We start from the raw sequence: 20,030 nt of genomic DNA on the forward strand, positions 1-20,030 counted from the left end.
CCGTGGTCTTGCCCTGGCCCGCAGACAAAACACGCGTCGCCGGGTCGCACCTGATCCAAATCGGCCCCGTCCGGGTTGGTCATCCGCGAACGCTCGACACCACACGGCCCTGGACAAATGCCGCGGCGCGCGACGCCGCGTCGGCACCGGAGGTGATCGCTCCGTCCATCCAGCCGAACCACCGACGGGAGATGTCGCCACCGGCGAAGAAGCAGGGACCCGGCATCGCGGCCAGTTCGTGCCAGCCCTGCGCCTGACCCGGCGTCGCGGCGTGCCACGTGCCGCGGGCGAACTCGTCAGCCGACCAGTCGTGGGAGAACGACGCGACCTCGTCGCCGACCTGCGGATGACGGGCTCGCAGCGCCACCCACGCCCGCTGCAGCGCCGCGCCGTGACTGGGCTCGGCGACGCCGAAGCGAGCAACCGCCGTCCCACGCGCCCCCCGCAGCGCGTACACCTCGACAGCGTCCGGCCAACCACCGGAGTGCAAGTTCGCCTCCACCTGGCCGGAGACCGTCGCCCACCCCTTGGCCGCCCGACCGACGTGCCGTTCGGCGATGACCCGGGCGGCCTCGGGGCCGAGCGGGATGTCCAGGCGCAGATCCGCCAGGACGTTGACGGGCAACGCGACGATCGCCGCTGCGGCCGTCACCGAGAAGCCGGCGCCGGTCACCGCGACCCCGTGCTCGTGCGGACCGATGCCCTCGACGCGGTGTCCCAGCCGAACGACGCCGCCGATTTCACGCGCAATGGCCCGGGCGATGCTGTCGGCGCCGCCGGCGATCCGCGCCGACTCGCCGGTGAACGCGGCTGCTGCGCTTCCGAATCCGCGGATCTCGTGCAGGAGGTTGATGACCGAATAGGCGTTCTCGCTGGCGCCCGTCAGGGCGAAGGTCTCGGCCAGCAGCACTTCGCGGGGCCGCCTGCTGAGATCGAGCTTGTCGAGGTAGTCGGCCATCGTCATGTCGAGATGCGCCACGGTGCGGTACCAGTCGGGACGGTCGAAGTCGATGAGTACAGCGTCGCCGTCGAGCCGCGCCAGCGCCTGCTCATACTCGGCAAGCGATTGCCGGTCGAGAGGCTGCCTTTCGTCGTCCCATTCCTGGTCCTGATCGAGCGCTAACTCGATGCCGTAACGGCCCGCCGCACGCACCACCGCCTCGTGGCAGCGGGGCGAAACCCATTCGGCCCCCAGGTCGACGTCCACACCGGCGGCCTCGAACGGCGCGGTCCAGGTACGGCCGCCGACACGGTCACGAGCCTCCAGCAGTACCACCTCCGCCCCGGTCGCCACCAGATCCCGAGCAGCAACTAGGCCCGCCAAGCCCGCCCCGGCGACGACCACGTCCACTCGGCTCATCCCGACGCACTCCTCTGCGCGCTGTTTCCGCACCTCGTTCAGCCGCGCCTGCGGACGCCGCCTCGCAGCTCGTAGTATGCATTACGCCCGTTGTGTAACGCAACACATACAACATTCCAGCGCTGCGCAGCGGCGTCGAGCGCCTCCTGCATGGTCTTGCCCAGCAGTGCACGGTGATGTTCGGCCAGTTCGAGCGCGACGCTTGCAGACATGGCGGTCCTCGTTCTTCCGGTTGCGTGGTGGCGTCAGTTGTGATGGCCGCCATTCCTGCGAAGTGCTACCGCGAGGGGCGATATCCGAAGATCGCGACGCACTCGGGACTGGACGGGAGCCTCCGGAGGCGTAATGTGTGTGTCGTTACACAACGACAGCAACAATACGGCCAGGCGAGGAGCGCGCCACGACATGGCACCTCACATCACACATTGGGTCGGCGGCGCCGAATTCGCCGGTACCTCCGACCGACGTGGTCAACCCGGCCACCGGACGGTTGACCGGCCGCGCCGCCAGCGACCGGGACGCGCAAGACGTGATCTCTTCGGCGGCGCGCGCCGCCCGAGCCTGGGGCGAGGCGACATTGGCTCGACGGACGCAGGTCCTGTTCGCGTTCCGCGAGCTGCTCCATCACCGAGATTCCGAGCTCGCCGCGATCATCACCGCCGAGCACGGCAAGGTCCTGTCCGACGCCGTCGCGGAGGTGGCGCGCGACGGCGCCGACCACACTGAGGGCGGGCGGGAAGCCGACATGGGTCCGCTCGTCACCGCCGCGCACCGCGATCGCGTCAGCCGGTGCATCGGATACCGGCGAAGAAGCTGGCGCGAAGCTCGTCGTCGACGGCCGCACCGCCGACCCACGCGGCCACCACGACGTCGAGGAGGACGCGGTCTTCGGTCGAAACCACCCTCCGCAAGCTGTACCTGCAGCCGGCCGATCAGGCTCCGTCCTGAGCGCCCGTTCCAGCTGATCAACCGCGCCCCTTCTCCAGTCGCATGACCCCAACGGGTACGAGATGCGGCCCCTTCGTCAACGCCCTTGACATCGACGTTGACGGCCCATTCAGGGAGGAATGAGATGGCGACCGCTCTCGCCGACGCGAGCCGAGCGCCGTTCTGGCTCGACGATCCGACCCGCCCCGCACCCCGCGAGCCGTTACCGGACGATACCGACTGCGACCTGCTCGTGGTAGGCGGCGGCTACAGCGGCCTGTGGACGGCGCTACTGGCCAAGGAACGCGACCCCGCCCGCGATGTCGTGCTCATCGACGCCGACCGGATCGGCAACGCGGCCTCCGGGCGCAACGGCGGCTTCTGCGCCGCCAGCCTCACCCACGGCCTCGCGAACGGCCTACGCCGCTGGCCAGACGAACTGGCCCAGCTCGAGCGCCTCGGCACGGCGAACCTCCAGGCAATCGAGGATGCCGTGGCCCGCTACGGTATCGACTGCGACTGGGAGCGCACCGGCTCACTGGACGTCGCCACCACCCCGCATCAGGTGGCCGATCTCCGTGAGCAGGCCAAGACAGCGGCCAAGTACGGCGGCGCCGTCGAGTTCCTCGACGCGGACGCGCTACGCGCAGAGGTCGTCTCCCCCACCTTCCACGCCGGCGTGTGGGACCGCAGAAGCACCGCGCTGGTCAACCCGGCCCGTCTCGCGTGGGGCCTGGCCGACGCGTGCAATCGCCTCGGCGTGCGCATCTTCGAACACACCGCGGCCACCGCACTACGCAGCAACGGCGCCGGCGTGCGGGCCTGTACCGCCCACGGCCGCATCGACGCCCGCCGGGTCGCACTCGGCACCAACGTCTTCCCGTCGCTGCTGCGCCGCGTGCGCCCGTACATCGTGCCGGTCTACGACTTCGCCGTGGTGACCGAGCCACTCACCGAGGCACAACGGGCCGCGATCGGCTGGCACAACCGGCAGGGCATGTCCGACTCCGGCAATCAGTTCCACTACTACCGCCAAACCAGCGACCACCGCATCCTGTGGGGCGGCTACGACGCCGTCTACCACTACGGCGGCCGCCTTCGCCCCGAATACGAGCACCGCGAGGCCACTTTCACAAAACTGGCAAACCAGTTCTTTGAGACGTTCCCACAGCTTGAAGGCCTACGGTTCAGCCACGCCTGGGGCGGCGCCGTCGACACCTGCACCCGGTTCTCCGCCTTCTTCGGCAAGGCACACCGCGGCCGCGTCGCCTACGCCGCCGGCTACACCGGCCTGGGCGTCGGCGCCACCCGCTTCGGGGCCGAGGTCATGCTCGATCTGCTCGACGGACGCCCGACCGAGCGCACCCAGACCCGGATGGTCGGCTCCCGCCCGCTGCCGTTTCCTCCCGAGCCACTCCGCTGGGCCGGCGTGGAACTCACCCGCCGCTCGATGATCCGCGCCGATGCCGACGGCGGCCGCCGCAACCTCTGGCTGCGAACCATGGACCGCATCGGATTCGGATTCGACAGCTGACCCACGAGATCCACTGCCCTTTCCGGTGGCTCCCGTTCATTCTTGATCTCATGCTCGACGCTGACGAGAGAAGAGTTCTCGATGAGGAAGCGTTCGATCGGCATCCGTGTGAGCGCGGCTCTCATCGCGGGGGCGACGCTTGGCAACCTCGGCTCCAACTTGATGCCGGTCCTGATGCCGGGCATGGCCCACCGGCTGCAGTTGTCCCACGCGAGCTCCGGCATGGTCGCTACCGCGCAGCTGCTCGCAACGGCGCTGGCCGCCCTGGTGCTGGCGCCCATTGCCGCCCGCCCGGGTCGCGCCCGCGTCGCGCGGCTCGGCCTCGTCGCCGCCGTGGCGGGATTGAGCAACATCGTGGCCGGAGCCGGCCTCGGCATGGTCTCCGCCACCGCCATGGCCGCCATCGCCGCAACCGATGACACCGACCGGGCCGCGGTCGTGACCGTCCTGGGCGCCACCCTCCTGACCTGATGTGGCTTCGTCCGCGCCCTGCCGACCTGCGGCTGTGTCCCGCGGGGCCTGCCACCGGCCCCGCCAGCCCGCTCGGTCAACTGTGCGCAGCGCCGGTCGTGCGCCGGACGACGAGGCGCGGGGTAAGGACCTCGTTGCGGGGCTCGGACCGGCCGCCGATACGATCGAGCAGCAGCCGGCCGGCGGTCGCACCCATCTCGTGGCCGGATTGGTCCACGCTGGTCAGTGAGACGGGCACGAGGGCAGCGGTGGGCGAGTTGTCGTAGCCCACCACGGACAGTTCCTCGGGAATCCGCACTCCGGCCTCCCAGCATCTGGCGAGCACGCCGAGGGCGGCGACGTCGGCACCGGCGAAGATTGCGGTGGGACGGGGGTAGGTCTCCAGGACGCGCTGGCCCACGGCCCGGCCTCCTTCGTGGCTCCAGTCACCCTCGATGAGCGTCACCTCGCTGGTGAGATCCCGGCGGGCCATAGCCTCCTCGTAGCCGCGGGCTCGAGCTTCTTCGGGGAGATTGACCAGGTCGGAGGGGTGCTGGTTGACAAGGAACGCGATGCGCCGGTGACCGAGTGCGACAAGGTAGTCCACGACGAGCTCGGAGCCGAGCCGGTCGTCTCCGGAGACGGTGTCGTACTGCTGGGACGGGCCATGCGGGCCGATGACGACCGTGGGGATCTGCTTGCCGATTTCCTCCAGGTGGTCCTCGTGGCTACGTGGAGCTACGAGCACCAGCCCGTCCATCTGGTGATCGATCAGCGAGTCGATGACGGCGTTCTGCGAGTCCTCGCCGCTGGTGGCCGGAGCTATGAGCAGCTCGTACTTCTGGGTGGCGAACACTTCGTTCAGGCCCTTGATGAGGACGCCGAAGAAGGGGTTGTCGATGTCGGAGAGCATGACGCCGACCGTGAACGTGCTGCCCCGCATCCCCCGCGCGAGGCGGTGCGGCCGGTAGGACAGGGCCGCCATGGCCGCTTCGACCCGTTCGCGCATCTCGGGACTGACGCCCTGCACCCCTCGCAGCACCTTCGACGCGGAGGCGGTGGAGACACCCGCATGACGTGCGACGTCGACGATGGTGGCGCGTTTGGCCGGCCTCTGGCCCGCAGACCAAGGTTCAACGGCCATCGCGCACCTGCCTTTCGTCTGAGCATGCCGGTCCGCCGGCACATCGGTACTTGTATCTTAGAAGCACTGCTCAGACCCTTTCATGGCCTTCGAGCGACGGTGAGGGGCCGCCGGCCGCTGCATGTGCTCGACCCTTCAGCTCGGGTCTGACGAGCAACTCGAGCGACAACGTCGCGGCGCACCCGAGTGCGGCGAGCAACACCCCCAGGGTCAGGATCCGATCACCACCGACTCCCGACAGCGGAGAGATGATCGAGGCAAACCCGAAGTTGATGAATCCGAAGATCGACGCCGCGGTGCCGGACTGCATCGCGTGCTGCTCCAGCGCGACGATCTGGATCGTCGGCATGCAGATGCCGGCTGCGAGCAGGAAGCCGAAGAAGGCGAAGGTCAGGCCCACGGCACCGGCGTGGAGGACCGCTGACGTGGTCAGTACCACTGCCGCGACGAACGCTGCGCCCAGCGCCCAGCGGAGCAGTACTTGCGGGGACAGACGCTTCAATGCCCAGGCCGCGGCCGGGGAACCGAGGGCGAACGCGGCGGCATTGACGGCGAACACCAGCGCATACACGTTGGCGCTGAATCCGAACGTCCCCTGGTACACGAACGAGGACGCCGACACGTAGGCGAACACGCCTGCGGCCATCGTGGCGCCGATCACCGCCGCCCCGAGCAGCGCACGGTCCGTCACCACCGCGCGGTATCGGTCCTTGACTGCAGCCGGCCGTGCACCGGCACCGGTCGCGGTCTCAGGCAGGGCTGCGGCGTACCCGGCCATCGCGAGCAGTCCGTAACCGGCCAGCACGAGGAATACCCCCCGCCAGTCGAGGGCGTTGAGCAGCAGCGACCCCAGCACCGGAGCCGCAACCGGGGCCAGGCCGCTCAGCAGCCCAAGGTGAGCCAGGACGCGAACCAGACGCCGGCCTTCGAACAGGTCGCGGGCGATGGCCAGGGTCAGCACCGACACGCCCGCAGCGCCCAGACCCTGCAGCAGCCGCCAGACCAGCAGACCCGCGACGCTGCTGGTTACTGCGATGGCCGCGCTGGCCGCGACATGAATCATCGCTGCGCACAACAGCGGCCGACGCCGCCCGACCGAATCGCTGATCGGACCGAAGAGCAGTTGACCGACTGCCACACCGACCAGCGTCACGGACAGCGACCACTGGATCTCGGCGGGGCTGGCGTGCAGGTCCGCGGCTATGCGGGGAAATGCGGGCAGGTAGAGGTCGGTGGTCATCGGCCCCAGGACGGCCAGCAGCGAAAGAGCGAACACCGTGCCGGTGCTACGACGCGGCCGCCGGGCGGGCGTCACGGATCTTCCCCGGCCCCTGTGGTCCGCGATCCGTCAACCACGGTGCCTGGGGCTGGAACAGTGAACCGGAGGATGTGCCGACCCGGACCGCACTCCAGCTCTGGGTGGCCTTCGACGTCGATGACCGCGGTGGCACTCGCAGGGACCAGCGCGTCGACGGTGAGCGTCGCACCGTCGAGCCGCCAGTCCACCGAGGCCGGACCGAATGGCGTCAGATGGGTGGCTCCGGCATCGCGGAGCGGCCCGCGCGGTCGTGGAGCGATGCGGAGGCGACGGTAGCCGGGACTGTCATGGCTCAGGCCTGCCACGGTGGAGTGCAGCCAGTCGGCGACGGCGCCGAGCGCGTAGTGGTTGAACGAGGTCATTTCGCCGGGGTTGATCGTGCCGTCGGGCAGCATGCTGTCCCAGCGCTCCCACACGGTGGTTGCGCCCATCGACACCGCGTACAGCCAGGACGGGTGGTCGCGCTGGAGGAGCAGCTCGTAGGCGTCGTCGATGGCTGCGGCGATGGTGAGTGCCCGCAGGATCAGCGGCGTGCCGACGAAGCCGGTCCCGATGCGGTGTCCCGCCTCGCGGACCAGTTGCACGAGCCGGCGCGCTGCTCCGGCCCGCTGCCGGTCGCTTTCCGCCAGATCCAGGCACAGCACGATGGCGTACGCGGTTTGGGAGTGGCTGGTGCACTGCCCGTCGTCCGCCAGGAAACGGTGCCGGAACGCGTCGGTGACCTCCCGCGCCAGCTGCCGGTAGCGGAGTTCGTCGTCGCGGCCGAGGATGCCGGCGGCCCGGGACAGCAGCCGCGCCGAGTTGGCGAAGTATGCGGTGGCCACCAGCGCCGGCTCGGTCGCGCTGCGGCCTGGTTCGTCGGGTGGCGCGGCCGGGTCGAGCCAGTCGCCGAACTGGAAGCCACGATCCCAGATCCGGGACGGGCCGACCTCGGTGGCCACGCCATCGACCCATCGGCGCATCAGGTTATAGTTCTCCGCCAGGATTCGCTCATCGCCGGTCGCGTCGTAGAGCGCGAACGGCACGAGGGTGGCCGCATCTCCCCAGACGGCCACATGCCGCGCGGTGAACTGCGGATCGTCGAGCGCTGAGGCCGGGAATGGCACCTCGGGGACGAAGATGGGCAGCGCGCCGTCGGGTCGCTGTTCGTGCGCGACATCGACCAGCCAGCTGCGCAACAGGTCGGTGCAGTCGTACAGGAACGCCGCCGTCGGCGCGAAGACGGCGATGTCGCCCGTCCAGCCGAGCCGCTCGTCGCGCTGCGGGCAATCGGTGGGTATGGATACGAAGTTGCCGCGCATGCTGTTCACGACGTTGGCGTGCAGCTGGGCCAGCTCAGGATGGGACGTGCGGAACCATCCGGTGCGCTGCATGTCGGAGTGCACAACGACCGCCTGTATGTGGTCGCGATGCGGTAAGCCGCCAGGCCAGCCGTCAACCTGCAGGTAGCGGAACCCGTGATAGGTGAACGACGGTTCCCACGCCTCGGTGCCACGGCCGGCCAGGATGTACCGGTCGGTGGCGGCCGCGCTGCGCAGCGGGCGGACACCGAGCTCGCCGTCCTCGAGCACCTCGGCGAAGCGCAGCGTCACTTCCGTACCGGCCGGCCCGCTGACCTGGATGCGAGCCCAGCCGACGAGGTTACGGCCGAAGTCCACGATCGCCTTGCCGGCCGGCGTGGTGAAGATGTCGTGCGGCGGGAGAATCTCGGTACGGCGCACTGCCGGCCCGATGCGCGCTTCCAGCCTCGCCGGATCGAACTCGCAGAACGCGACCGGGCGCCAGCCGTCCGGTTCGTCGTCATCTGTCGCCGGTTCCAGCCGGGCGTCATGGGTCTCGCCGTCGTACAGGTCCGCGTGCAGCGTGGGACCGGGACGCCATTGCCAGTCGGCATCGGTCTCCACAGTGCTCGCCGAGCCGTCGTCGTGCAGGATCTCCATTCGAGCCCAGACGGCGCGGTCGGTGCCGTACACGCAGCGCTGCCCGAAGAAGCCGAGCCGACCGGCATACCAGCCGTCTGCAACACGGGCCTCCAGGACGTTGTCCCCGCGGCGCAGCAGCGCGGTGACGTCGTAGCAGTCGTAGGCGAGCCGATGCCGGTAGCTTTGCCACCCTGGCGCGAGCACATCGTCGCTGACCGGTTGACCGTTGAGCCACAACCGCCCGATCCCCAGGTAGGTGACGAAGATCCGCGCCTGCTGGGGTGTACGGGCCACGCGGAAGCGGCGGCGCAGTATCGGAACTTGGGGGCATGCCGCGTCGGGGCCGACGAACTGGGCGTTCTCGGTGGTTGCCGTAGGGAGGTCCGGTCGTGTCCAGGCTGACGGCGACGGCTGAGCGAGAGTCAACCCTTCAGTCCTCCCTCGGTGAGTCCGGCCAGCACCTGTCGCTGGGCGACGAGGTAGACGGCCAGCAACGGCAGGCTGGTCATGACGACATGGGCGAAGACGAGGTTCCACTTGATGCCCACGAAGGACGAGGAGGCGAAGGAGTACAGGGTCAGCGGCAGCGTGGCGTTCTCGGAGCCGCGGAGCAGGAGCAACGCGAAGAAGAAGTCGTTCCAGATGTTGATGACCAGCAGGACGCCACCGACGAACAGAATCGGGCGCAGCAGGGGCAGCATCACCGAGAAGTAGGTGCGGATCCGCGAGGCGCCGTCGATCGCGGCGGCCTCCTCCAGTTCCACCGGCATGCCCCGGATGAAACCGGTCGTCAGGAAGATGACCGACCCCAGACGGGTGCCGACCACCATGAGGGAGTAGCCCCCCAGGCTGCCGTCCAGGTTGAGGGTGGTCAGCAGGTAGATGGTCGGGATGACCGCCGGCGGCAGCAGGATCGACAATGCGCTGATGTAGAAGAACAGCTGGCTGCGGCGTTTCGTGCTCCGCGCGTAGCCCCAGGCCGCCATCGAGCCCAGCAGCAGTACGGCCAGCACTGTGGGCACCGCGACCAGCAGCGAGTTGCGCAGGCCGGTGAAGTAGTCGCCGTCACGGATGACCGCTGCGTAGTTGTGCAGGACAGCCCACTCTTTCGGCAATGTGACCGACAGGAGGGCCGCTTCACCTTCCCGCTTGGCCGAATTGATCAGCATGAGCCATAGCGGGAGCACGACCCAGGGGATGGCGAACAGGGTGAGCAGGACGTACTTGATCACTGAACCGAGGGTCAGCGATGCACGCGGCCGACCGGGAGTGATCTTGGGCGTGGCGGACGCGGCGGCCATCAGGCGACCTCCCGCTTGCGGAGCCAGGCCACCAGCGGAACGGCGATCGCGATGACCAGAATGGTCACCGCCAGCCCGAGGCTGCTGGCGGATCCCAGGAAGCCGGCCTTGAACTGCTGCTGCAGTGCCACGTTGAGTGTGGTGGTCGCGGTTCCCGGGCCGCCGCTGGTGGTCGCGGCGATGATGTCGTAGGCGCTCAGCGCGCCGATGAGCGTCGTGGCGACGTTGAAGGTGAACGCGGGCGCCAGCAACGGGAACTGAACGCTGAAGAAGCGGCGTGCCCGGCCGGCGCCGTCGACCTCCGCGGCTTCCAGCAAGGAGGCGGGAACACTGTTGAGGCCCGCGATGTAGACCAGGGTCGCCAGACCGCTCCACTTCCACGCGTCGATGAACGCAACGCCGATGAGGGCGGTCGTGGGGTGGCCCAGCCAGGCGTAGTCGAATCCGGGTGAGAACAGTCCGATGAACTGGTTCATCGGCCCCTCGGGTGCGACGATGGCGCGCCAGATGTAGCCGGCGGCCAGCGGTGAGATCAGCACCGGGATGAAGAACAGCGAGCGGAAGAAGGAGTTGACCCGAGTGGTGCGCTGCAGCACCAAAGCGAGTGACAGCGCCGCGGTGTTCTGCACCAGCATCGCGATGACGGCGTAGGCCAGCGTGGTCAGGATGGCCCCGCGCAGCGTGCCGTCTTCCCAGAGCGCGTCGAAATTGTCCAAGCCGACGAATCGGATGTCGTCGCTGTAGGTCGACCAGCCGGAGAACGCGAAGGGAACGTTGAGGACGAACGGCAGGACGAAGAATGTGAGCAGCAGCACCAGCGACGGCAGGATGAACCAACGCCACCGGGTCCGGGAGCGCCGGCCGGGGGCCGGTGCCCGCCGCGTGCGGCGAGCGCCGGCCTTGTTCCCCACCTCGAGGGAGGAGATCACCATCCGGCGACTCCGGCGGCCTTCGAGGCCCGCTGAACGGCCGTCTGGACGTTCTTGGCAACGTCCTCGGGTGTGGCCTGCTTGTTGAGCAGCTTGCCCATCTGGGGCTGGAACGCATCGCTGAAGCCGATCACGTCCGTGGCGAAGCCGATTGTGGACCCGTTGTCGTACGCGTCCTTGAACTGCTGCTTGAGTGGGCTGATGCCGGCCGGGACCTTGTAGCCGTCGATGGTCGGAAACGCCTTGTTGTCGTCGAGCAGCTGCTGATACCCGGCGCCGGTCGCGTAGTCGATGAAGTCGCGAGCGGCCTTCTCGCGGCCTTCCTTACCGGTCTTCGGCGCATAATAGGAGCCCAGCGGACCGGGCCCGAACCACGTCTTCGACGAGGTGGACGAGATCCCGGTGAACCCGACCGCGTTGGACAGCTTGGTCTCGTCGCCACCGGCGGCGTCGGCCCACAGGTTGTAGGTGTCCGAGTGCAGCCCGATCATCGCGGACTGGCCGCCGTACACCTCTGCGATCCCCTTCTCGAAGGTGCCGGTCGCGTAATCCTTCTGGAAACACGCATCGCGCACCTTCTCGTACGCCTTGAGCGACTGCACGAGGGGGCCGTTCGGGTCGGTGATGGGCTGCGCGTTCGTACGCAGCTTCTCACTGTAGGCGCCGCCGGTGTTCTGGTCGGCGATGTACAACGACGGCAGGATCTGGGTGGGCCACAGGCTCTGGCCCGACTCGTACCACGGCGTCACGCCTTTGGCCTTGAGCGCGCCGCAGGCGGTGAGCAGCTGGTCGAAGTTCTGCGGCACGGCGACGCCGGCCTTCTCGAACGCCGACTTGTTGTAGAAGACGCCGAAGATGCTGGGCAGTCCGGTGATGGCGGCGTAGACGGTTCCGTTGAAGGAGCCGGCCATCTTGTACAGGTTGCCGGACTTCCCGACGAAGCTCATCTTCGACAGGTCCTGCATGTTCTGCTTCGCGTTGAGCTGCGCGGCCGCGCTCGTGGTCGGGTGGTACTCGAGGATGTCGGGACGGTCACCCGTGGCCCACTTCGTCTGCACGGCGGTCTCGAAGCCGTCGGCGGGGAAGGGTACGAGGTTGACCTTGACGCCGGTCGCCTTGGTGAAGCCCTGGTAGAGGTTGGTGATGGCCGGCTGGTCGGCGGAACTGTGCCAGATGGTGATGCTGTCGGTCTTGTCGCTGCCCGAGTCGGAACTCGAACTGCAGCCCGCGACGGCCAGGAGGGTGGCGGCGGACACCGCGGCCGCGATGCGACGGTACGTGCTCATGGGCGCTCCATGGGGGGTGTCTCGGAACAGGCGTTGTGCGTGTGAGTTCGTACGTGGACTCCGTCCACTGCTGGCGCGGCATCAGTAGAACGTTCTCGCAACGGTCATGTCAACTGCCACACTCCAGAAACTGGTGGTCAATCGAACAGCACCTCTAATAGGAGCAAGGGCGTCCGCGTTCGCCTCGCATTGACCGGATAACGTTCTAGTCTTAGTCTGGCGACACTCCCCCGGCTGGGCCACCACCGACCGACCGAACCCAGTCGCAAGTCCGGCCGTCGCATGGTCCGGCAGACTCGGAAAGAGCCACGACCGTGATCAACGAGGACCACCTCGACGCCAGCCTGCCGGCTACGACCCGCGCGGACCTGCTGGCTCGGAAGATGACGACGCTGGAGAAGTGCTACCAGCTGACCGCGGTCGCGCCGTGGGCCCTGGCCATGCCCGACGGCAGCGACCCTGACGGCTTGGAGGACATCCTCGCCAAGGCGCCCGGACACATCTGCAACTTCGCGCTCGACAACCCCGCCCAGACGGCCGCAGTGGTCGGACGCATCCAGCACCTGGCATTGACCCGTACCCGCCTCGGTGTGCCGCTGCTGCTGCACGCCGAGGCCCTCAACGGCTTCCTCGCCGGCGGTCACATGGTCTTTCCCACCGCAATCGGGCTGGCCTCGACCTGGAGCCCGGACCTGGTCCTGGAGATGGCTGATCTGATCCGTCGGCAGATGCGTCGGCTGGGCATCAGACAGGCGCTTTCACCGAACATGGACATCGCTCTGGATCCCCGCTGGGGCCGGGTCCACGAGACCTACGGCGAAGACCCGTACCTCGCCGCGACGATGAGCGTCGCCTACACCCGCGGGCTGCAAGGCGCCGACCTGTCCACCGGCGTCATCGCCACCGGCAAACATTTCGTCGGCTACGGCCTGCCCCAGGGCGGCGTGAACCTCTCCACGACCGAGATCAGTCCGCGTACCCTGCGTGACTTGTTCGCCTATCCGTTCGAGGCAGCCATTCAGCTTGCCGGCCTGCGCTCGGTGATGAACTCGTACTCCGACGTGGACGGGGTGCCGGCAACCGCCTCGCGTCAGGTGCTGACCGATCTGTTGCGCGACACACTCGGCTTCGACGGCTTCGTGACCTCCGACTACACCTCGCTGAATCACCTGGTCGACCGGCAGCACGTCGCCGCCGACCCTGCCGAGGCGGGACGCCTGGCCCTGATCGCGGGCATGGACACGGAAAACCCCGCCCCGTACGGGTTCGGCCACGTGCTGGCCGCTGAAGTCGACAACGGCGCCGTTGATCCCGCGCATCTCGAGACGGCAGTGCGGCGAGTGTTGCGTGCGAAGTTCGAACTGGGCCTGTTCGAAAACCCGTATCCGGCCGAGACGATCGAGGTGGGCACCGTCGCCTCCGAAGGAACGGACCTGTCCCGCGAACTGGCGCGCCGCAGCGTCGTGCTGCTGAAGAACGACGGCATCCTGCCGCTGCCGCCCGGCCGGCATGTGGCGGTCATCGGACCGCACGCCGACGCCGTCGGTCTGCAGTTCCCCACCTACACCTACCCCGCCTTCCGCGAGATGACGTCGATCATGTCCAGCGGCGGACTCGGCAACGCGGTCGGCATCGACCCGGACATGGCTGCATGGAACAGCACCGCTCTGCCGCCGATCGCCGCAGACGAGCTCGTCCGCGCGAACTACGGCGCACGATCGCTGGCTGAGGCGATACATGACGATGCCGCCCGGGTCGACGTTGCCGCAGGCTCCACGCTGACCGAGGATTTGGGGCCGGACGAACTCGAGCGAGCTGTCGCGGCCGCCCGCGCGGCCGACGTCGCCGTCCTCGCCCTCGGCGGCGCCAGTCTGTGGTTCAACGGTGAACGAACCGAGGGCGAGGGGTCGGACAGCGCCGACATCGCGCTGCCCGCCGCACAGACACGCCTCGCCGAAGCGGTCGCCGCCACCGGCACACCGTTGATCGTCGTGCTCTTCCAAGGCCGCGCGTACACGCTCCCGCCGGTCGTGCAGGAGGCCGCCGCGATCGTTGTGGCACCCTTCGGCGGGCCCTACGGTCCCGGCAGTGTCGCGGAGATCCTCTTCGGCCGGGCCGAGCCCAGCGGCAAGCTGCCGTACAGCATTCCGCGGCACGGCGGCCAGATACCGGTCTACCACCACCAGAAGGCCGGATCCGGATACCGCGGGCAACTGCCGCCCGGTGTGGGGAATCACTACCTCGACATGCCGGCCACACCGCTGTACCCCTTCGGGCACGGCTTGGGCTACACCACATTCGACCTGTCGGACCTCCGCGTCGATCCGCACGTCGGCACCGACGAAACTGCGACCGTCAACGCGACAATCACCAATAGCGGAGCCCGTGCCGGCACTGCCGTGGTCCAGCTCTACCTGCGCGTCAACACGACAGGGGTGACACGGCCGGCCCAGCAGCTGGCCGGTTTCGCCCGCGTGACCGTGCCGGCCGGTGCCGCCCGGCGCGTCAGCTTCCAGGTTGCAGCCGCCCAGCTGGGCTACACGAATATGGCTCGGAACTTCGCGGTGGAACCGGCGCGGGTGGACCTCTTCGTCGGACTCGACGCGCACGACCGCCGGCTCGAAGGCTCCTTCCAGCTCATCGGCCCGGCCCGGCTCCTGACCAGCGCCGAACGTAGCTTCCTCTCCGAGGCCCTCGTGTCCGACGTGGAGCGAATCGATGTCTGAGACCACGCGCCACGCAGGCGGCAACAGCGCCACCACGCCGATCGTCGCTGGTTTCTATCCCGACCCGACGATCTGCCAGGCCGGCCAGGATTACTACCTGGCCCATTCGAGCTTCGAATACTTTCCCGGGGTACCGATCTGGCACAGCCGCGACCTGCTCGGCTGGACCCAGATCGGACATATCTTCACCCGCCGCTCGCAGTTCGCCCGGGGCGACGCCCGTCCCTCCACAGGCCTGTACGCAGGCACGTTGCGCCACCACGACGGCAGGTTCTGGTACGTCACCACGAACGCCAGCGACTACGACCGTGGCCAGATTCTCGTCTACGCCGACGATCCGGCCGGACCGTGGTCCGAACCGGTCCGCATTCCCGGCGCCATCGGTATCGACCCCGACATCGCCTGGGACGAGCACGGGGACTGCTACCTGACCTGGAAAGCCATGTCGTTCACCGACGGCGAGGTCGGCATCCTGCAGAGCCGCCTGGACGTCAGAACCGGTGACATCGCGACGCCGTACCCCGTCTGGCAGGGCAGTGGCCTCGGCGCCGTGGAGAGCCCACACCTCTACCAGATCAGCAACCTCTGGTACCTGCTGCTCGCCGAAGGCGGCACCGAGCGCGGCCATACCGCCACCGTGGCCAGAGCCCCGCATCCGTGGGGTCCCTTCGAAGGCTGCCCGCGCAATCCCGTCCTCACCCATCGCAGCACCATCCACCCCACCCAGAACATCGGTCACGCCGATCTGGTGCGGACCCCTGACGGCTGGGGCGCGGTCTACCTCGGCGTTCGACCCCGCGGGTCGACCCCGGGTTTTCACGTACTTGGCCGCGAGACCTTCCTGGCCGGTGTCGACTGGCACCACGGGTGGCCGGTGTTCGTCGAGGACCGCTACGAGGTGCCCGAGACGACGACCGACTTCGACGACGACTTCGACACGGCAGACCTGCACAAGCGATGGGTCGTGCCCGGTGGGGAGCCGGCGACAACGACCGAGCCGGTACCAGGCGGCGGGATCCGAGTCCTGCCGCCGAGCCCGGGGCCACACGGCTCGACCGGCCTGCTGTGTACCCGGCTGCGGGATCTGCGCTGGACCGCCGAGGCGATGATCGTGGGCAACGGCGGGTTCCAGGTCCGCCTCGATCATCGGCATCACTATCAACTGAACATTGTCGACGGCACGGTGCGAGCCTCGGCCCGCATCGGCGACCTCGACGTCGTCCTGGCCACGGCACCGGCACCGGCACCCAGCGGACCGGCCGTCCTGCGCCTGGCCGCGCAGACACCCTCGTCACCGAACGTGCCATTCGGCGACGCCGGTCCCGACACCATCGTGCTGTCGATCGTCGAGTCCGACGGCCCACGGGAACTCGCCCGCTTGGACGGCCGCTACCTCTCCACGGAGGTGGCCTCAGGTTTCACCGGTCGCATGCTCGCAGTGGCCGCCACCGACACCTCCGCGCTCGTACGGCGAGTAGCCTACCGAGCCGTCCGGTAATTGATGTCGCGTAACCCGCTGCGCGCCTTCTCCGTAGTCAGTCACAGGCTCGGATAGATCGGCGCGGCGGAGCAGTGCTGCTGCACCGCCACGCGGGCGGCGGTGACCTGGCCGACGGAGATCGCCGGGATCTCGCCGCCGGTGTCTGGCTCGATGGACAGCGGCATCGAGCGTAGCGCTGCCGCGGCCGCGGTCTGCGGCGCGATGACCACGAGGCCGGCCACGGACTGGTGGGCCAGGGCGCTCAGCGCCGACGCCATGCCGGCGTAGTCGATGTGGCTGACGCCATAACCAGCCGCTCGGGCGGCCCGCTCGATGCCCAGCAGGGTCGCCTACCAGCCGCGGACTGGCCGATGCCCAGGCCAGTCCGCGGGCCGTCGCGTTGGGCCGGTAGTCGAGCTGCCGCATCGCCCCGAGCACTCGCCAGCGCGTCGCGGGGCTGACGTTCGGATGGTCGTTCAGCACCCGGAACACCGTCATGTGCGACACGCCGTCGAGCCTGGCCACATCGTTCATCACGGCGGGCCTGCGGTGGCCGGTCGTGAGCATGTTCGGCTCCTCAGGAGCCGCCGTCGACAAGGAACTCGGCCCGCTCGCAACCCCTCGGCCGGATGACGGCCTCTCCCGAACACGATGCCCCGGTGGCCCGGACGGGAGCGAGCAGCGTCTCGTCCGGGCCTTCGGTGGATTCGGCTGTCACCTACCGCGGTTCAGTACATCGAGCAGCTGCCAAGCCGCGAGGTTGCCTTCCCATCCCGGGTAGAGGTAATTGCCCGTGCCCCGTGCCTCGTAGCTGATCGGGGTGTTGAACTCGTAGCCATGCCCGGGGACGTCCCAAAGTTGGACGGCGACGCCTTGCGCGACCCGAAGTCCCTGCTGCATCAGCTGACGGTCACCTGTTCGCTGTCCCGCCGAGACCAGGTTGGCAGCAAATGCATAGTTCGCTTGTGGCCAGACCCCACCCGAGGAGCCGGCCGCTGACCCGAGCAGATTTGCCCCGACCGGGCGTCCTTTCTCGTCGGTCAAGCCCGACGTGAAGCGCTGGACGGTCTTCAGGTGGCGCGCATAGTGACCGAGGTTGACGACGTCGGGCAGCTCGGCGCGCTCAGCCAGATACTGGGCCAGGAACGTCGCGATCATCGCGTCCTGGTTGCCGCTCGCTGTCTCAGGAAGGGTGTAGCGGTAGTACCCGCCCTGCTCGACCCAGAACAGCTTTTCGAAGTCCCGCTTCGCGGCGGCCAGGTCCGCGCGGAGATCATCGATGGCAGCCCGGTCCTCGTGCATCCGTTCGCCGGCCGCGATCATTGCCTCGGTCGCGAGAATGTACAGCCCCGAGACGTACGCGTCGAACCGGTTGGAGGGGATTCCGTTGTACGCGTTCGCCATCGCTTGCGGGCTCAGCAGCCCGGGCGACGGGTGGTTGGCCGACGGCACCTCCGGCAAGGCGTAGTCGGCCGGGATGGTCTTCTGCAGGTAGGCGAAGGTCTTCTTCATCGCCGGGTACACGAACTTCAAGAACTCCTTGTCGTTGTGCCGCTGTGCGTAGTCGTACATCCGGAAGACGTTGATGGATGGGCGGTCCAGGAACCAGGAGAGACCCGGGCCGGAGTCCGTGCCCGGCCGCCACGAGATGAACGGGTTGTCGCCCTCCCCCTCGGTCATGCTGAAGTCCCAGGGGTCTCCGTGGCTTGTGCCGGCCAAGATGGCCTCGGCCTTGCCGCGCATCCGATCTCGCTCGATGGTCGGGAAGAGGTCGGAGTAGACGCTGTAGCTGTAGATGCCGATCTCGGCGCCCTGCCCCAACGTTGACAGGCCTCCGGAGTTGGCATCGAGTCCCAGGTAGTTGTGCGTCCCCGGGATGGCCGTTCCGATGCGGTCGCTACCGGAGGTGCCGGGCCTCGTATTCCTCACGAGTCCTCCTTCCCAGAGCGCGGTGTGGAAGGTGACATTCGCGAGCTGGTTCAGCGTGGCTTCCTTGAGCCAGTCCGGGCAGGACCTGGACTTGACGATCGGAGCCCACCAGTTCAGTACATCGCGGAGGTTCCTGCTGCGATCCACCAACGCGTCCTTGGCGATCGCGTAGCTCTGGTGGAACGGGTAGCTGCCGGGGATGTAGTCGTTCTTCGCCGTCGTCCTGGCACCGTAGAAGTCGGTGTAGCGGCGCATCCAGACGGTGTTGTTGTCAGCGTAGCCGACCTGCGGGAAGTCCCAGGAGAGGGCGAATGGAATCGTTGCGGTCTCGCCGGGCTTGAGCGTAGCCGACACGGCGATGGCTCCCGCCGAGGACGAGGAATCCAGTGCGTTGTTGCCCAACGAGCCGGTGGCGGAGAACGGGGCGTACACGTCCGCACCATCACCCGCGGCGTTCCACGACGTCGTGTAGGTGAAGGACTGCCCCTTGTCCACGACCGCGGCGATCGTCCACTCGGACTTGTAAGCGTCCGCCGTGTTGGCCGGCGAATCCGACGAGAGGGTGACCGCCTGGATGCCTTTGCTCTTGTCGCCCCGGTACTGGCTGCTCAGACCATTCCGGACGGTCACTGGCTGACGACCTTCGTGGGCCGCCACGTTCGGCATGGTGAACATGGTCGAGACCTTGGCGGTCTCGCGCGTGTCATTCGATATCCGCACGTCGAAGTACGCCACCGGCAGGGAACTGCGGCGCTCATCACCGGCCACGATGGGCGAGTAGAACCGCATCGAGACGTTGGTCTTGAACGGCTTGTACGTCATCCAGCCGAACGGATAGAGCGCGGCGTAGTCGGCGTCGCCGGCCGCCAGCGTGTTCCAGGCCGGAAGAGGATCCTCCCAATCTCTGGTACTGAGCGGGTCACCCTTGTAGTCAACAGGGTGCGCGCCGTCCGTTGCCAGCGTCCGGACTGTCGCGGGCCGGTTGCCGATCTGCTCGCGAACGTGAAAGGCGGCCTGGGGCAGCGCGCGTGTCTCCCACGAAGGGTTCTGCGAGCCGCCGAAGAACCAAGGTCCGAACGTGCCCGACTGGTTGATCATGAAACTGCCCGCACCGATGCCGCCCAGCGGAATCCCCATCCCAGGCACCGTCATCGGGAAGGTGACCCCCGGGTAGGGCCACCCAGGCGAGTCCGGCTTGCAGGCGTAGGGAAGGAATCCTTCCGGGCACGTCCCGGCAACGATCTCACCGAGCGGACGGACTGTCGCGGCGCGCGGAATCTCGAACCCGTACTTGCCGGACCCGGTTCCGTAGGGGTCTCCGTGGGCATACGCCGAAGATGCGGGTAGCCCGACCGCCATATTGGCGAGCGCCAGCCCGATGATCAGAGCTGGTACTGCAGGCCGGCGGTGCGGACTTCGGCCGGCCCGAGACCGCCGGCCGATTGGGAGCTTGGACCACATACAAGGCTCCTTCGTCACGTTGGTGGAGGGGTGTTACCACCGCAGAGAACGTTATACAGAGAACGTTCTCTATCACAAGGTCCACGCCCGTCGTTCTACCAATGGCCGACAGAAGCAGCCAGAGAGCAAGCCACCGATGCCGGTCAGCGACCTCCCCGCTCCAGCAAAGGTCCCATGGAGAACGTTATCCGGATCCCGAATAATGGCCATATCGTCGACTGCACCTTGAGTAGCGCCGACATCTCTGGTCCAGAGAGCGCTCC

General features: G+C 68.0%; 14 protein-coding genes and 2 pseudogenes. 5 read left to right on the forward strand and 11 right to left on the reverse strand.

The genetic code is table 11. From position 1 onward, the window contains the following. Positions 1–79: 79 nt before the first annotated feature. Positions 80–1,351, reverse strand: a complete 1,272-nt coding sequence (locus ACQPY0_RS34660; protein WP_432970214.1) for a flavin monoamine oxidase family protein — start codon at positions 1,349–1,351, stop codon at positions 80–82. A 47-nt stretch (positions 1,352–1,398) separates the two neighbouring features. Beyond that, on the reverse strand, positions 1,399–1,572 hold the full coding sequence (locus tag ACQPY0_RS34665; RefSeq protein WP_432970217.1) for a hypothetical protein: 174 nt from the start codon (positions 1,570–1,572) through the stop codon (positions 1,399–1,401). Between the two features lie 254 nt (positions 1,573–1,826). Between ACQPY0_RS34665 and ACQPY0_RS34670 the strand changes: the two are divergent. The 3 genes and pseudogenes from ACQPY0_RS34670 to ACQPY0_RS34680 all read left to right on the forward strand — a co-directional run. Continuing rightward, positions 1,827–2,006 (forward strand): annotated as a pseudogene (locus ACQPY0_RS34670) (aldehyde dehydrogenase family protein); the annotation flags it as partial. Between the two features lie 426 nt (positions 2,007–2,432). After that, positions 2,433–3,821 (forward strand): NAD(P)/FAD-dependent oxidoreductase, encoded by a 1,389-nt coding sequence (locus tag ACQPY0_RS34675; RefSeq protein WP_432970220.1) that lies wholly within the window; start codon positions 2,433–2,435, stop codon positions 3,819–3,821. Between the two features lie 81 nt (positions 3,822–3,902). Next, positions 3,903–4,292 carry a hypothetical protein gene (locus ACQPY0_RS34680; protein ID WP_432970223.1) on the forward strand — a complete coding sequence of 130 codons (390 nt, stop codon included), beginning with the start codon at positions 3,903–3,905 and terminating at the stop codon, positions 4,290–4,292. Between the two features lie 76 nt (positions 4,293–4,368). Here ACQPY0_RS34680 and ACQPY0_RS34685 read toward each other — a convergent pair whose 3' ends face one another. The 6 genes from ACQPY0_RS34685 to ACQPY0_RS34710 form a co-directional block, all read right to left on the reverse strand. Continuing rightward, positions 4,369–5,415 carry a LacI family DNA-binding transcriptional regulator gene (locus tag ACQPY0_RS34685; protein WP_432970226.1) on the reverse strand — a complete coding sequence of 349 codons (1,047 nt, stop codon included), beginning with the start codon at positions 5,413–5,415 and terminating at the stop codon, positions 4,369–4,371. A 70-nt stretch (positions 5,416–5,485) separates the two neighbouring features. Further along, the gene (locus ACQPY0_RS34690; protein WP_432970229.1) at positions 5,486–6,691 is read right to left on the reverse strand and encodes a multidrug effflux MFS transporter; all 1,206 of its coding nucleotides are present in this window, start codon (positions 6,689–6,691) and stop codon (positions 5,486–5,488) included. Positions 6,692–6,726: 35 nt separating this feature from the next. Next, positions 6,727–8,949 carry a family 78 glycoside hydrolase catalytic domain gene (locus ACQPY0_RS34695; RefSeq protein ID WP_432970232.1) on the reverse strand — a complete coding sequence of 741 codons (2,223 nt, stop codon included), beginning with the start codon at positions 8,947–8,949 and terminating at the stop codon, positions 6,727–6,729. A gap of 128 nt (positions 8,950–9,077) precedes the next feature. Then, on the reverse strand, positions 9,078–9,887 hold the full coding sequence (locus ACQPY0_RS34700; protein ID WP_432970235.1) for a carbohydrate ABC transporter permease: 810 nt from the start codon (positions 9,885–9,887) through the stop codon (positions 9,078–9,080). A 68-nt stretch (positions 9,888–9,955) separates the two neighbouring features. After that, on the reverse strand, positions 9,956–10,888 hold the full coding sequence (locus ACQPY0_RS34705) for a carbohydrate ABC transporter permease (protein ID WP_432970238.1): 933 nt from the start codon (positions 10,886–10,888) through the stop codon (positions 9,956–9,958). Continuing rightward, complete coding sequence (locus tag ACQPY0_RS34710; protein WP_432970241.1) at positions 10,882–12,171, reverse strand: ABC transporter substrate-binding protein; 1,290 nt, start codon at positions 12,169–12,171, stop codon at positions 10,882–10,884. Before ACQPY0_RS34710 ends, ACQPY0_RS34705 begins: the two co-directional genes overlap by 7 nt. Before the next feature lie 440 nt (positions 12,172–12,611). Here ACQPY0_RS34710 and ACQPY0_RS34715 point away from each other — a divergent pair, with 440 nt between their 5' ends. Together ACQPY0_RS34715 and ACQPY0_RS34720 are read left to right on the forward strand one after the other, a co-directional pair. Beyond that, entirely contained in the window at positions 12,612–14,897 is a 2,286-nt protein-coding gene (locus tag ACQPY0_RS34715) for a glycoside hydrolase family 3 N-terminal domain-containing protein (RefSeq protein ID WP_432995502.1), read from the forward strand. After that, the gene (locus tag ACQPY0_RS34720) at positions 14,890–16,395 is read left to right on the forward strand and encodes a glycoside hydrolase family 43 protein (protein WP_432970244.1); all 1,506 of its coding nucleotides are present in this window, start codon (positions 14,890–14,892) and stop codon (positions 16,393–16,395) included. Before ACQPY0_RS34715 ends, ACQPY0_RS34720 begins: the two co-directional genes overlap by 8 nt. Positions 16,396–16,436: 41 nt before the next feature. Here ACQPY0_RS34720 and ACQPY0_RS34725 read toward each other — a convergent pair whose 3' ends face one another. From ACQPY0_RS34725 to ACQPY0_RS34735, 3 genes and pseudogenes are all read right to left on the reverse strand, one after another. Then, complete coding sequence (locus ACQPY0_RS34725) at positions 16,437–16,655, reverse strand: hypothetical protein (protein ID WP_432995911.1); 219 nt, start codon at positions 16,653–16,655, stop codon at positions 16,437–16,439. Positions 16,656–16,836: 181 nt separating this feature from the next. Further along, a pseudogene (locus ACQPY0_RS34730) lies at positions 16,837–16,944 on the reverse strand (LacI family DNA-binding transcriptional regulator); the annotation flags it as partial. Positions 16,945–17,091: 147 nt separating this feature from the next. Next, entirely contained in the window at positions 17,092–19,443 is a 2,352-nt protein-coding gene (locus tag ACQPY0_RS34735; protein WP_432970247.1) for a GH116 family glycosyl-hydrolase, read from the reverse strand. Positions 19,444–20,030: the final 587 nt, after the last annotated feature.

Origin of the sequence: Dactylosporangium sp. CA-233914, from assembly GCF_050942935.1 — a bacterium.
Lineage (GTDB): Bacteria > Actinomycetota > Actinomycetes > Mycobacteriales > Micromonosporaceae > Dactylosporangium.